Annotated in this window: 18 protein-coding genes; 16 read left to right on the top strand and 2 right to left on the bottom strand. The window is 46.3% G+C overall.

Annotation, left to right across the window (positions count from 1 at the left end; translation table 11 throughout):
- Positions 1 to 12 precede the first annotated feature (12 nt).
- Together mutM and coaE are read left to right on the top strand one after the other, a co-directional pair.
- Complete coding sequence (gene mutM / locus ACFO4U_RS05985; RefSeq protein ID WP_196430900.1) at positions 13 to 840, top strand: bifunctional DNA-formamidopyrimidine glycosylase/DNA-(apurinic or apyrimidinic site) lyase; 828 nt, start codon at positions 13 to 15, stop codon at positions 838 to 840.
- A 13-nt stretch (positions 841 to 853) separates the two neighbouring features.
- Positions 854 to 1,459, top strand: coding sequence for a dephospho-CoA kinase (gene coaE / locus ACFO4U_RS05980; protein ID WP_012726710.1), 606 nt, complete (start codon positions 854 to 856; stop codon positions 1,457 to 1,459).
- A gap of 13 nt (positions 1,460 to 1,472) precedes the next feature.
- On the opposite strand, the gene ACFO4U_RS05975 is transcribed toward coaE, so the two are convergent.
- The gene (locus ACFO4U_RS05975; protein ID WP_196430899.1) at positions 1,473 to 1,955 is read right to left on the bottom strand and encodes a site-2 protease family protein; all 483 of its coding nucleotides are present in this window, start codon (positions 1,953 to 1,955) and stop codon (positions 1,473 to 1,475) included.
- A gap of 157 nt (positions 1,956 to 2,112) precedes the next feature.
- Here ACFO4U_RS05975 and ACFO4U_RS05970 point away from each other — a divergent pair, with 157 nt between their 5' ends.
- The 9 genes from ACFO4U_RS05970 (at position 2,113) to ACFO4U_RS05930 (ending at position 10,772) form a co-directional block, all read left to right on the top strand.
- Positions 2,113 to 3,144: a glyceraldehyde-3-phosphate dehydrogenase gene (locus ACFO4U_RS05970; protein ID WP_074036529.1), complete on the top strand. Its 1,032-nt coding sequence runs from the start codon at positions 2,113 to 2,115 to the stop codon at positions 3,142 to 3,144.
- A 233-nt stretch (positions 3,145 to 3,377) separates the two neighbouring features.
- Complete coding sequence (gene speD / locus ACFO4U_RS05965) at positions 3,378 to 3,764, top strand: adenosylmethionine decarboxylase (RefSeq protein ID WP_012726707.1); 387 nt, start codon at positions 3,378 to 3,380, stop codon at positions 3,762 to 3,764.
- A gap of 112 nt (positions 3,765 to 3,876) precedes the next feature.
- Positions 3,877 to 4,248, top strand: a complete 372-nt coding sequence (locus tag ACFO4U_RS05960) for a hypothetical protein (protein WP_031423166.1) — start codon at positions 3,877 to 3,879, stop codon at positions 4,246 to 4,248.
- Between the two features lie 12 nt (positions 4,249 to 4,260).
- Positions 4,261 to 4,728, top strand: a complete 468-nt coding sequence (gene nrdR / locus ACFO4U_RS05955) for a transcriptional regulator NrdR (protein ID WP_012726705.1) — start codon at positions 4,261 to 4,263, stop codon at positions 4,726 to 4,728.
- A gap of 40 nt (positions 4,729 to 4,768) precedes the next feature.
- Positions 4,769 to 6,121 (top strand): DnaD domain protein, encoded by a 1,353-nt coding sequence (locus ACFO4U_RS05950; RefSeq protein WP_012726704.1) that lies wholly within the window; start codon positions 4,769 to 4,771, stop codon positions 6,119 to 6,121.
- A 4-nt stretch (positions 6,122 to 6,125) separates the two neighbouring features.
- Positions 6,126 to 7,040, top strand: coding sequence for a primosomal protein DnaI (gene dnaI / locus ACFO4U_RS05945; protein WP_074036533.1), 915 nt, complete (start codon positions 6,126 to 6,128; stop codon positions 7,038 to 7,040).
- Between the two features lie 299 nt (positions 7,041 to 7,339).
- Entirely contained in the window at positions 7,340 to 9,283 is a 1,944-nt protein-coding gene (thrS, locus tag ACFO4U_RS05940) for a threonine--tRNA ligase (RefSeq protein ID WP_074036535.1), read from the top strand.
- Between the two features lie 103 nt (positions 9,284 to 9,386).
- On the top strand, positions 9,387 to 10,259 hold the full coding sequence (locus ACFO4U_RS05935) for a DUF1002 domain-containing protein (protein WP_196430898.1): 873 nt from the start codon (positions 9,387 to 9,389) through the stop codon (positions 10,257 to 10,259).
- A 99-nt stretch (positions 10,260 to 10,358) separates the two neighbouring features.
- Positions 10,359 to 10,772: a DUF2231 domain-containing protein gene (locus ACFO4U_RS05930; RefSeq protein ID WP_074036537.1), complete on the top strand. Its 414-nt coding sequence runs from the start codon at positions 10,359 to 10,361 to the stop codon at positions 10,770 to 10,772.
- Between the two features lie 91 nt (positions 10,773 to 10,863).
- Here the strand turns inward: ACFO4U_RS05930 and ACFO4U_RS05925 are convergent, their stop codons facing one another.
- A complete protein-coding gene (locus tag ACFO4U_RS05925; protein WP_012726699.1) occupies positions 10,864 to 11,073 on the bottom strand; it encodes a hypothetical protein in 210 nt (69 codons plus the stop codon).
- Positions 11,074 to 11,414: 341 nt separating this feature from the next.
- Here ACFO4U_RS05925 and infC point away from each other — a divergent pair, with 341 nt between their 5' ends.
- The 5 genes from infC to ACFO4U_RS05900 all read left to right on the top strand — a co-directional run bounded on the left by infC (position 11,415) and on the right by ACFO4U_RS05900 (position 13,406).
- Positions 11,415 to 11,945, top strand: coding sequence for a translation initiation factor IF-3 (gene infC / locus ACFO4U_RS05920; RefSeq protein ID WP_012726698.1), 531 nt, complete (start codon positions 11,415 to 11,417; stop codon positions 11,943 to 11,945).
- Positions 11,946 to 11,975: 30 nt separating this feature from the next.
- Positions 11,976 to 12,170 (top strand): 50S ribosomal protein L35, encoded by a 195-nt coding sequence (gene rpmI / locus ACFO4U_RS05915; RefSeq protein ID WP_012726697.1) that lies wholly within the window; start codon positions 11,976 to 11,978, stop codon positions 12,168 to 12,170.
- 28 nt (positions 12,171 to 12,198) lie between these two features.
- Positions 12,199 to 12,558 carry a 50S ribosomal protein L20 gene (rplT, locus tag ACFO4U_RS05910; protein ID WP_012726696.1) on the top strand — a complete coding sequence of 120 codons (360 nt, stop codon included), beginning with the start codon at positions 12,199 to 12,201 and terminating at the stop codon, positions 12,556 to 12,558.
- A gap of 86 nt (positions 12,559 to 12,644) precedes the next feature.
- On the top strand, positions 12,645 to 12,899 hold the full coding sequence (locus tag ACFO4U_RS05905) for a hypothetical protein (protein WP_074036543.1): 255 nt from the start codon (positions 12,645 to 12,647) through the stop codon (positions 12,897 to 12,899).
- A gap of 24 nt (positions 12,900 to 12,923) precedes the next feature.
- Positions 12,924 to 13,406 (top strand): dUTP diphosphatase, encoded by a 483-nt coding sequence (locus ACFO4U_RS05900; RefSeq protein WP_012726694.1) that lies wholly within the window; start codon positions 12,924 to 12,926, stop codon positions 13,404 to 13,406.
- Positions 13,407 to 13,425: the final 19 nt, after the last annotated feature.

The following is a 13,425-nucleotide window of genomic DNA, read 5'->3' as shown; positions in this document are numbered from 1 at the left end:
AAGGAAATCAGTATGCCAGAATTACCAGAAGTCGAAACGGTCTGTCGTAGGTTGCGACCTGCCGTTTCAGGAAAAACGATTCAGTCTGTCGATGTCCTCGACCCTAAAATTATCCGCGGACTCGACCCCGAAGAATGGGTTCACCATTTGATTGGAGAAACGATTACGGATGTGGAACGTCGGGGGAAATTCATCTTATTCAAATTGACGAACGGGTATCTCGTCTCCCATCTTCGGATGGAAGGGAAGTTTTTCCCTTATGACTCCATTACAGAACCGGTAAAACATACACATATCGTGATTACGTTCACGGACCAATCGACTCTACACTATAATGATGTCCGTAAATTCGGTACGATGGAGTTGCGGACGAATGAAACGATTCATACCACACCACCGCTCTCATTACTTGCGTACGAGCCGTTTGACGAGCGTGTGACAACCGAGCTGTTACACCGACGTTTAGAGCGCATGAAGACACGCGCGATTAAGACCGCCCTCCTCGATCAGTCCATTTTTGTTGGATTAGGTAACATCTATGTAGATGAGACGTTGTTTCGTGCGGGTGTCCATCCGACACGACCGGCCGCAAGTTTGTCACATGAAGAAGTCGACCGTGTTCGGACTGAAGCCATTGCTGTCTTGACTGAGGCCATTGAGCGTGGAGGTAGTACGATTCGCAGTTATGCCAATCCAGATGGGGCCACAGGAACGTTTCAAGAGAGGCTCTACGTGTATGGACAGACCGGAGAACCGTGCCGCCGATGCGGACATGAAATTGAAAAGATGAAATTGGGCGGGCGAGGTACGCATTACTGTCCGCACTGTCAACAACGTTAAGGGGTGGACGTGTATGTTGAAGATTGGATTGACTGGTGGAATTGCAACCGGGAAGTCTACGGTATCGCGACTGTTTCGAGAACGAGGCATTCCGATTATCGATGCCGATTTGATTGCAAGGACGGTCGTTGAACCAGGAGGAAAGGCGATTGAAGGGGTAAGGGCCGCATTTCCAAAGTGTTTTGTGGGCGACGTGCTGAACCGTCCTGCGCTCGGTCGGGAAATCTTCCATGATGAAGCAAAACGTCAGCAATTGAATCAATTGATGCATCCAGCGATTCGAGAAGAAATGAATGAGCAAATGCGAACGTATGAGGCATCGGGGGAACCTGTCGTCATTTTTGATATTCCGTTACTGTTTGAAGGAACGATGCTCGATCTGGTTGATTATTCCGTCGTCGTCTATTGCCGTGAAGAGATTCAACTGATGCGTCTCATGGAACGGAATGGATTGACGAAAGAAGAGGCGTTAGCCCGTATTCGTTCACAGATTCCAATTGAAGATAAAAAGCACCAGGCGGATTTCCTCATAAACAATAATGGGGCATTAGGGGACCTTCCTCCACAAATCAATCGTCTGGTCGAACAGTTTCAAACGATACAAAAAGAAGGCGACTGATATCGCCTTCTTTTTAGTTTAATGGATCGGATTCTGGAGACCCTTTTTTCCATGTATCATAAATCGCACGTCCATCACTAGGATGACCGTTCGAATAATAGATGGGATAGAGTGAGAAGAAGATATAGTAGAACGAGAAATAGGCGAACTGATACGTATAGAGTGTCGGTTCAATATCTCGTCGAAGAATGAACGCGTTGACGATTAAGATGCTCGCTAAATTGAAAATGGCTCCACCGCCATAGACTAGCGTACGGGTGACCTTGTTGCTCCATTTTAAATCAGTGAACTGGCACCATGCATCGTAAAAATAAACACGATTTACTTGTAAACGACCTACTTTAAACATTTTCTTCCCGGTACCGATTTGCATATCGAGTGAGCCGCCGAACAACTTTGCGAAGAAGAAGTGACCAAGCTCATGAATTAACGTCACAATCGGTAAAATGATAAAGAACGAAATAAAGAATTTATCGATATCTCCCCAATCAAACATCATGACGCCTCCTTTCTCTTGTCTGTTACGCCAAGAAATTTCCCTCATTTTCAAAAAATAAACAAAGAAAAACGAAAAAAATGTGACGAATCATAGTGAAAACGCTTACAGCTATCCGTTATAATGAAACCGTAATGTAGAAAAAGGGGGATCTATCATGGGGACAAAAGTGGCAATTAACGGATTTGGTCGAATCGGAAGAATGGTATTTCGAAAATTGATGCTCGAGGGACGTCATGAAGTGGTGGCGATTAACGCAAGTTATCCGGCGGAAACACTTGCGCATCTTATTAAACATGACTCGATTCACGGTCCATTCGGATTGACAGTACGTGCGCATGGGGATGCGCTCGAAGTCGATGGGAAACGGATTGAACTTATTTCGGAACGTGATCCATCACGGTTGCCTTGGTCAGACCTTGAAATCGACATCGTCGTCGAAGCGACCGGAAAGTTTAACTCCGATAGCGGGGCAAGACTTCATCTTGAGGCAGGCGCGAAAAAAGTGATTTTGACCGCACCGGGTAAAGGGGACTTACGCACGATCGTGATGGGGGTCAATGATCGTGACTATCGCCCGGAGGAAGACCATATCATTTCAAACGCATCGTGTACGACGAACTGTCTCGGACCTGTCGTGAAGGTTTTGCATTCGACGTTCGGTATTGAGACGGGACTGATTACGACGGTACACGCCTATACGAACGATCAGAACAATATTGACAACCCGCATAAAGATTTGCGGCGCGCGCGTGCGTGTGGCAGTTCCATCATCCCGACATCAACGGGAGCGGCTAAGGCGATTGGTCTGGTGATGCCGGAACTACAAGGGAAGTTAAACGGAATGGCACTCCGTGTACCGACTCCGAACGTATCACTTGTTGACTTGGTCGTCGAACTCCACCGAGATGTTACGGTCGATGAAGTCAATGAAGCGTTTGAACGGGCAGCGTATGGAGAAATGACGGGTATTTTAGGCGTTTCTCACGAACCGCTCGTCTCTATCGATTTTAACGGGGACGATCGCTCGTCGATTATCGACATGGATTCGACGATGGTACTCGGAGGGAATCATGTCAAAGTACTCGCGTGGTATGACAATGAATGGGGCTACTCATGCCGTGTCGTGGACTTGTTGGATATGGTGGCCAGCTATCTTCAAATCGGGCAACAAGAAACACACGCCTAAAAAAATATTACGTGCGGAGAAATATTTTTCAGATTTTTTTATCAAATGTCTTGTAACGACGTCCCAAACACGTTACACTCAATTTCGTGAACTTCAATTGGTCTGACAAACGCAACTTAAAGGGTTAGGACCTCTTAGGACTAACTTGCCCCCGTGGTTGTGGGCGATTCAGGCACAAAGTGAGTGATCATCAACTACTTTGAGACCATTGATGTAAAGGGGGATCCACTAATATGGATACTATGGGACGTCACATTATTACAGAACTTTGGGAGTGCAATCCCGACAAATTAAATGATATCGACTACATCGAGCGTTTGTTCGTCGATGCTGCTCTTCGTTCGGGCGCTGAAGTCCGCGAAGTTGCATTCCACAAATTTGCGCCACACGGTGTAAGTGGAGTCGTCATCATTTCAGAATCACACTTAACGATTCACAGTTTCCCAGAACATGGCTATGCGTCAGTTGACGTGTTTACATGTGGAGATCGAATCGATCCGGCTACAGCATCGCAGTATATTGCTGAAGGATTGGATGCAAAAGTACGTGAAGATGTGAAACTTGAGCGTGGAATGGGACCAATTCGTGTTCCGGAAGCGCAAGTGGCAATCAGCAAATAAATCAGATTGACCTTTTGAGGCTGACCGTTTAACGGTCAGCCCTTTTAATTGTTTTGTTGTCGCCTTAATTTTGATATGCTTAACGTATATAACTCAGGCGTTGAGGTGGATTATGGGACTGTTAGATAAGTTACAAACACATATTGAAACGAAAGATACACATAAAAATGAAATGCTCCAAACACGTTACTATGCGGCATCGTCACATGCGATGTTGCAATGGTTAGAAGGAAAAATTCAAGAGAACGGTCAGACGGTTCGTCGAATCGATGCGAATCGAGGAGAACTTTCGTTTCTCGGAGAAGGCTGGGACGGGCTCATCACGATTGTACAAGTGGATGGCGGCCGGACGGCTGTCGATTTTACATTAAACCGTGAACAGCGACTCGGTGCAGACCTCTCGCAAATTGTATCGCACTACTACGAGGCGCTCACGCAACAATTCCCGTTACGTGCCATTGGTAATAAAACAGTCGAACGATAAGGAGGTTTGAGCATGCGTTGTCCGAAATGTGATCATAATGGAACGAGAGTGCTCGATTCCCGTCCGGTGCAAGACCATTATTCGATTCGACGTCGTCGTGAATGTGAAAAATGTGGGTATCGGTTTACAACGTTTGAGACGGTTGAACAGACACCGCTCATCATTGTTAAAAAAGATGGAAATCGTGAAGAGTTCAGTCGTGAAAAAGTGCTTCGCGGCATTATTCGGGCGTGCGAGAAACGACCTGTCACACTTGAACAGCTTGAAGGAGTTGTGACGAAAGTCGAACAGCAACTCCGTGCCCTCGCCCAGTCAGAAATTCCAAGTGAACAAGTAGGCGAGCTTGTGATGAATGAACTTGCACGAGTCGATGAAGTCGCATATGTTCGGTTTGCATCGGTTTATCGTCAATTCAAAGACATCACGGTGTTCTTTAAAGAACTTGAAGATTTAATGAAGCAAGAAAATTCGACCAACTAAAGGGCGGCCTGCTGGTCGCCCTTTTTCAAGGGAGAGAGCCATGGAGAAAGAACGTACAATCTTTGGGACGGACGAATTGTTAATCATGAGTACCGGTCTAGTCGACCGTGAATCGTACCAGTCCCTTTACCACTTATATCAACCTGTCATCGGGGTGAAGGCGCTCGCACTCTATCAAACGTTATGGAGCGAACTAAAACCGGGCAAAATGAAATCCAACTATATGTCCCATAGTGCATTGTGTGAGATGTTGGAGTTCTCTATCAATGAGTTAATGGACAGTTTGTTCCGCTTAGAAGCGATCGGATTAGTGCGCACCTATAAAACAAAAGACGCTCGATTGACACAATACGTTTATCAGTTACGTGTTCCGCTTGCACCGCACACGTTTTTGAATGATGGGTTACTGTCGAGTTTCCTCTTCTATAAAGTCGGGGAAGTACGATTCAAACAACTGCAAGGGCGTTTTACGATTGATCCGTTGCCCGCAGGCATCGTCGAAGTGACAAAGGATTTCAATGAAGTATTTGATGTCAAAGGAGTGAACCATCGTGCGTTCACACAAAAAAATTATGAAAAGCCGGACCGGGCTAAGATTGAGATCAACTATTCGTTCGATATGGAAATTGTGAAAAAACTGACGAATTTTCCAGTTGGATTTTTCACGAAAAAATTAGACGAAACGATCACAAAATTGGCCTACGTGTCACAACTCGATGAAGAGACGATGGCGGAAATGTTGAAAGAATATTTCGTACATGAGGCGTACCTGCCACTCAGCGAACAAGAGAAGCGGGACGGTTGTCGTCAAATGGTTCTGCAGTTGAAGAAGAAACAGACGCGCCACCGGAAAGAGAAGACCGTCGAACTTGAACAGACGAAACTAGGAGATTTGCATGATCCCGAAGTGATGGAGTCCGCACACCCACATCAATATGTCTCGACGCTTCGGAAGACCCCGCAACTTTCAAAAAGTGATGAACAGTTAGTCATTGAACTCGTCGACACACTCGGTCTCGCGCCAGGGGTCATCAATGCGCTCTTCTATTACTGTATCGAAGTGAAGAAGCAGACGAGGCTGAGCGAGAACTATGTCTTGCGCATTGCGACGAGTTGGAAAACAGCGGGCTATACGAATGCAAAAGAAGCGCTAGAGCGTGAAGAATCTCAAGATGCGCTCATCGAGAAGAAACAGCAAAAACGTGAGAGTGTGCAACGCACCACAGTCGGGTCACGACGGAAACCCCAACAAGGGGATATGCCGAAATGGCTCGAGGACGAGGCGAAACAACAGCGCTCATACGACCAAGCGAGGAAAAAAGAACTCGAGTCGTCCGTACCGGATGACGCGGAACTTGTGAAACTATTAAATGAATTGAAAGAGAAGGGGTGAGGGGATGGAACGAATCAATCAGTCGCTGTCTCAGTTGATGAACCGAAAAGAAGTTCGGGAGGCGTACGAGTCGATTCGCAGACGTACACTGAACCACCCGGGTGTCATCGCATTTTTGAACGCTCATCCAGAGTTAGAGGAGAAGGCGATTGAAATCGGGTTTACCAAACTGAGTGAGTACGCGGAACAGATGGATGGAAAAACGTTCAGAGAAGATCAGGCCGTCATCCCAGGCCATCAACCGGTACTTTATGTCGATTTAGGACAGATTGCAATTCGATATGAAGAAACGGTCGCACATCGCCAGGCGAGACGACAAAAAGAAATGGACCGTAAATTCAAAAGTTTGTTTTTACCGGAAGAAGTTCGCGAGGCGAGTTTCGAATCTTTCGATTGGGGCGACGACGCGCGTAAAATCGCATTGCGTGAAGCGATGCGATTTGTAACAGGGATGAAGTCTCGTCAAAAAGTGAACGGCCTCTATCTCCATGGTAGTTTTGGCGTCGGGAAGACATATTTACTCGCCGCAATCGCCAATGAGTTGAAGGTGGCGGACATCGAGACGATTCTAGTCCATGCTCCGGGCTTTGTGTCGGAGGCGAAACGCAAAATTCGTACCGAGTCGTTCGACTCTTTCTTGACGTCGTTTCAACATGTGCCAGTCTTACTGATTGATGACATCGGAGCTGAAGCCATCAGTCCGTGGGTACGAGATGAATTGTTCGGGATCATTCTTCAGTATCGGATGATGCATCGCTTGCCGACGCTCTACAGTTCAAACTTTAGCGGAGAAGAACTCGAGACGCACTTTTCAATCGATGGTTCGCCGCAAAATAAAATGAAGGCACAGCGACTCATGCAACGTATTTCCACGACGACGACCCAAATTGAGTTAAAGGGTGAAAATCGCCGTCGGTAAAGGATTGTTTTTCTTTGGTGAGTTGACTATACTAAGAAACATATAAAGGATGCATAGAAGAGGATATGGATCATCGAGACGAGTTTTAGCGAGGGAAGGGCGGTGGAAGCTTCCTAACGACGACGATGGATTTACTCCCTCAGAGCACCGTACGGGTCAATCGTGCGGCGATTCACACTCGTTATCGTGTGTTCGAGCCAAGCAGATTGCTTGGGAACGAGGGTGGTACCACGAGAATCAAAGCTCGTCCCTTTTTGAGGGACGGGCTTTTTTTATATTCATTTTTTGAGAGGGGACAGATGTACATGATTCAATTAACATTTCCAGATGGCGCGGTAAAAGAATTTGATGCAGGCGTCACAGCAGAAGACGTCGCGGGCTCGATCAGTCCGGGACTTCGTAAAAAGGCAATCGCAGCAAAACTAGACGGAGAACTCATCGACTATCGTCGTCCAATCGAACATGACGGCAAAATCGAACTCGTGATGCCGGACTCGGAAGATGGTCTTGATTTGATGCGTCACTCGTCAGCGCACTTGATGGCTCAAGCGATCAAACGGTTATACGGAGAAGACAACAACATCTATCTCGGAATTGGACCGACGATTGAGAACGGGTTCTATTACGATATCGAGATGGATCGTCGCATCAATGAGGAAGACCTTCCTGAAATCGAAAAGATGATGAAACGCATCGTCGACGAAAACTTAGAAATCACACGTGAAGTCGTTTCCCGTGACGAGGCGCTCGCTCGTTATAAAGAATTGGGAGATCCGCTCAAGATTGAGTTGATTGAGGACATTCCTGCTGATCAAACCCTTACAATCTATCATCAAGGTGAGTTCTTTGACCTTTGCCGTGGACCTCACGTCCCGTCAACATCGAAGTTGAAAATCTTCAAATTGATGAGCGTGGCTGGTGCCTACTGGCGCGGGGACTCAGACAATAAGATGCTACAGCGTATTTACGGGACAGCGTGGGCGACGAAAGAACAACTCGCTGAACACTTGCGTCTTCTTGAAGAGGCGAAAGAACGCGACCATCGTAAACTCGGGAAAGAACTCGACCTCTTCTTCGTTTCACAAGAAGTCGGTCAAGGGCTTCCGATGTGGCTTCCGAAAGGGGCTGCGATTCGTCGTACGGTCGAGCGCTACATCGTTGATAAAGAACTCGAACTCGGATATCAACATGTCTACACACCGGTTCTCGGTTCGGTCGACTTGTATAAGACATCTGGTCATTGGGATCACTATCAAGACGACATGTTCCCGAAAATGGAGATGGACAACGAAGAACTCGTCCTTCGTCCGATGAACTGCCCGCACCACATGACAATCTACAAACATGAGCCACGTTCGTACCGCGAACTTCCACTTCGAATCGCTGAGCTTGGCGGGATGCACCGTTACGAGATGTCAGGGGCGCTCACAGGTCTACAACGTGTTCGTTATATGGTATTGAATGATGGACATACGTTCGTTACACCTGAACAGATGAAGCAAGAATTCAAAGACATCGTTCATTTGATTCAAGAAGTATACGCTGACTTTGGCATAAAAGATTATCGTTTCCGTCTCTCGTATCGCGATCCTGCTGATAAAGAGAAGTATTTCGATAACGATGCCATTTGGGAAATGGCACAAAGTCAGTTGAAGGAAACGATGGACGAGCTCGAACTTCCGTACTTCGAAGCAGAAGGCGAAGCGGCATTTTACGGACCGAAACTTGACGTACAAGTACGGACGGCACTTGGGAAAGAGGAGACGCTCTCGACTGTCCAACTCGACTTCTTGCTTCCGGAACGTTTCGATTTGACATACACTGGGCCAGACGGTAAGGACCATCGTCCAATCGTCTTGCACCGTGGTGTCGTCTCGACGATGGAACGGTTTGTCGCTTACTTGATTGAAGAGTATAAAGGCGCGTTCCCGACATGGCTCGCACCGGTCCAAGTCAAGTTGATCCCGGTTTCACACGTCCACGACGAATACGTCGCAGAAGTGAAAGCAGAACTTGTCAAACGTGGTGTTCGTGTCGAAACGGATCTCCGTGACGAGAAACTAGGCTATAAGATTCGTGAAGCACAAATGAAGAAGATTCCGATGACGCTCGTTCTTGGCGATAAAGAGCGAGATGAGCGTGCGGTCAATATTCGCCGCTACGGTCAGCAGGAACAAGTTTCTGCTTCACTTGATGAATTCATCGCATCGCTCACAGATGAGATTGCGAACCGTTCACGTTAAGTGAGGGACCACCTTTCCAACCAGAAAGGTGGTTTTTTTCGGTCTATAGACGGATGTGTATTTGGTCATCTACACGTATCGTAAACGTAAGGAGTGATACTTAATGAATTATATGAAGCCAGTATTGGCACTTACTATTGGAGCGGTTGCGTTCACAGGAGCGCTTCCGAAAGTCGGAGCGGAGGCAATCGTTAATGATACGATTGTAACCCTTGGTGAATCATTATCTTCAGAGCAACAAAAATGGGTACTTGAGCGTATGGATGCCCCAGAAGGAATCGAACCCATTATCGCGACTGCCGCAGATGAAGAAAAATATTTAGGTGATTCGGTCCCGCAAGCACAGCGTGGAGGCGGCATGTACTCGTCTGCCCGAATCAAGTTGACGAACGGGACTGGTCTTGATATTCAGACGGAAAACGTGACGTGGGTCACGAAAGATATGTATGCGAACGCCCTCGTCACGGCGGGTGTGACGGATGCCGATATTTATATCACGTCACCGATTAACGTGACGGGTACCTCGGCCTTGACGGGAATTATGAAGGCATATGATCAGACCGCGGCCGAGACCGGGATTGAACTGTCGGATGAACGAAAAGAATTGGCGCAAGAAGAGCTGGCGGTCACGTCTGAAATCGGTAAGACAGTCGGACAAGAGGACGTAGCAGGTCTCATGAACGAGATTAAAGCGGAAATCGCAAATCAGATGCCAGAGACAAATATTGAGATTCGTGACATCGTCATTCAAGTATTGAATCAAAATAACGTTCAGTTGTCTGAGGGTCAACTCGCTCAACTGACGACGCTATTCGAAAACATGCAGCAAGCAAATCTTGATTGGTCAGCGATCAGTAGTGGATTGAAAGATGCGGGTCAAGATGTGCAGGCATTCCTCGAACAAGAAGAAGTAAAGGGATTCTTTGCCCGATTGTTTGAGGCCATTGGTAACTTCTTCAAATCGCTTACAAATTGATGATGTGACATGATGAAATAGTGGAGTAGTGGATAAACGTATGATGGAATCGGGTATACAACTTTCATAATAGTTGATCACATCTTAGGAGGAATTGTTATGCTCGGTGGAGTCCCATTACATCCATTGCTCGTGCACGCACCAATCGGTCTACTGTTGTTTGGTACACTATTGATTTTGATCAGTTTCAAATGGACAAGTTTTCGATTGTTTGCGCTCATCACATTGGTTGCAGGATTATTGTCCGGTGCAGTAGCTTTCTTGTCAGGGGATAGTGCGGAAGAGTATGCGGAAGCGAATCTGCCATCGGTGACAGAAGCGATGATTGAAAACCATGAACATTTTGCCCTGTACAGCTTGATTGCATTTGGCATCACAGTGGTCTTGCTCGCAATCGGATATCGTGCAAAAGGGAAGCTGTGGATTACACTGAGTTTTGTCGTTGCCCTCGTCGGAGCCGGACTACTTGCTTATGCAGGTCACCTAGGTGGTCAAATGGTATATGCGAAGTAATTAAAAAAGACGTCTGTTTCAATCAAGTTGAGACAGGCGTCTTCTATCGTTTTTGTCTTAATCATCGCAAAGATCATGGTGTGGGGTTGTTTCAGTACCACCGTTTATGGATATAATTTTGAGCCGACTCATGGTCATCGACGATTTTTAAAGTAATGCGATTCATTTCTTCTAATAGGTCTGTTAATACCGCCTGTAATTTTTCGTCTTCTAGCCCATGTGCTTGCATCGTCTTACTGACAATCTGCTGGACTTGATCATGGTAGTCATGCTCTCGCGATACATCTTTTCGCCAGTTCATGTCGATCCCTCCTTTGATATTTCATTATTCCCTTTGAAAAGGTATTGCGAAACGAGAGAATGACTGGTATCATCATAAAAGTGTGAGCTACCAATTATTCATGCGCGATATCTTGACATCTTTTCCTGCTAGTGCTAAGATGACATAGTGATTAAAAACAACAAAGCAGAAGCACCCGCTTTTCACCTCGTCTGAGAGTCATCAGGCAGGTCCATCAAGTTCTTGGTTCATTCGGCATCGTCTGCCGTTTTATGACCTCAACTGATGTGTGGGTGGGAAACTGCCGACGCTTTTTTTATTGCCATGTTGTCTTGTCAATCTAAATCTCGTGCAATCGCACGATGGAGGTGCTAACCATTAGCAAAGAGCTCTTTATCAACGAAAACATTCGTGCCCGTGAAGTACGTCTCATTGGCGCAGACGGTGCACAACTCGGTGTGACATCACGTAACGATGCGTTACGTTTAGCTGAAGAAGCGGAACTAGACCTCGTCTTAGTCGCGGATAAAGCAAATCCACCGGTCGCTAAAATTATGGATTATGGGAAGTACCGTTTCGAACTCCAGAAAAAGGAGAAAGAAGCGCGTAAAAACCAAAAAGTCATCCAAATGAAAGAAGTACGTCTCAGTCCAACAATCGAGGACAACGATTTCCAAACAAAATTGCGTAATGCACGCAAGTTCCTTGAAAAAGGAAACAAAGTGAAGGCTTCGATTCGTTTCCGCGGACGTGCCATCACACACTCGGAAATCGGGAAACGTGTTTTGGACAAAATGGCAGCGGAATGTGCCGATTTGGCAACAGTTGAACAAAAGCCGAAGATGGAAGGACGCAGCATGTTCTTAGTGCTGGCTCCGAACAAAGAAGATTAATTATCGATTCTCAGTGGGGAGGAAATACTCATGCCGAAAATGAAATCGCACCGCGGTGCTTCAAAACGTTTCAAACGTACAGCATCAGGTAAACTCAAGCGTTCACACGCTTACACAAGTCACTTGTTCGCAAACAAATCGACTAAAGCGAAACGTAAGCTCCGTAAAGGCGCTATCGTATCAGCTGGAGACTTCAAACGCATTCGCAACATGATCGCGAAGTAATACAGAAACAATTTAGGAGGGAATCCATATGCCACGCGTAAAAGGCGGTTATACGACTCGTCAACGTCGTAAAAAGCAAATTAAACTTGCCAAAGGATACTTTGGTTCGAAACACATTCTATTTAAAGTAGCAAAACAACAGGTCATGAAGTCACTCATGTACGCTTACCGTGACCGTCGTCAGAAGAAACGTGATTTCCGTCGTCTTTGGATCACACGTATCAATGCGGCAGCACGTACAAACGGTCTCTCATACAGCCGTATGATGCACGGCCTCAAGCTTGCAGGAATCGACATCAACCGTAAGATGCTTGCTGAGCTTGCTGTGACAGATGCACAGGCATTCGCGTCACTCGCTGAAACAGCTAAATCAAAATTGAACGCGTAATCGTTCAATCGACAGCGCCGAGACACTCTCTCGGCGCTTTCTTTTTTCTTTAGAATTTCTTAGAATTAAGAGAAGGAGGAAAGCGTATGAATCAATCGGTTGTTGCGATCGTCGCCTTAGCGCTCATTATCTTGAACGTTTACACCTATATCCAAGCGAAACAGTATGCGCAAGGAAAAGGTGACTTTAATGTCCTATACGCCTATGCAGGAGGAGCCATCGGTGCCTTGTTCGGTCTTCATTTGACTCGGAAGAAGGCTGTTCATGCCCCAAAACTGCTTCAATTACAAGTATTGATTTTAGCAGTGGGCTGGTCTTTAATGATTTTAGTACTGCTATAAGTGGAGATAGAGGAGGAACATCCGGTGAACTGGACAACATTGTTTGATCGGCAGCGCGAATTAGACGAGCGGATCAAAGCACAACATGGATTATCCGGCAATCAATTCGATGAACGGTTACTGGCGCTGCTTGTCGAGCTCGGTGAACTGGCTAACGAAACACGTAGCTTTAAGTTTTGGTCGAAGAAAGGACCGTCGCCTCAAGATGTGATCTTAGAAGAATATGTAGACGGCATTCATTTCTTACTGTCACTTGGTCTTGCGCTTGGGTATGAACGAGATGCGTTTCCTGCGGGAAGTTCATATCTTGATGCGACTGATGCTTTTTTAGATATTTATCGAAAAGTGACGAATTTTGGTCTTTCAAAAACGGAAGCCATGTACGAGACGCTGATGGCAGCTTATCTCGAACTTGGTTATACGCTCGGTTTTAATGAGCAACTCATTTTGCTGGCATACATGAATAAAAATGAAGTAAACCATGAGCGACAAAATCAAGGATATTAATGAAAAGGAGCGGATTGGT

Source organism: Exiguobacterium profundum, assembly GCF_042652865.1.
Taxonomy (GTDB): domain Bacteria; phylum Bacillota; class Bacilli; order Exiguobacteriales; family Exiguobacteriaceae; genus Exiguobacterium; species Exiguobacterium profundum.
The sequence above is the reverse complement of the archived record's forward strand: the minus strand, read 5'-3'. Positions and strand labels throughout refer to the sequence as shown.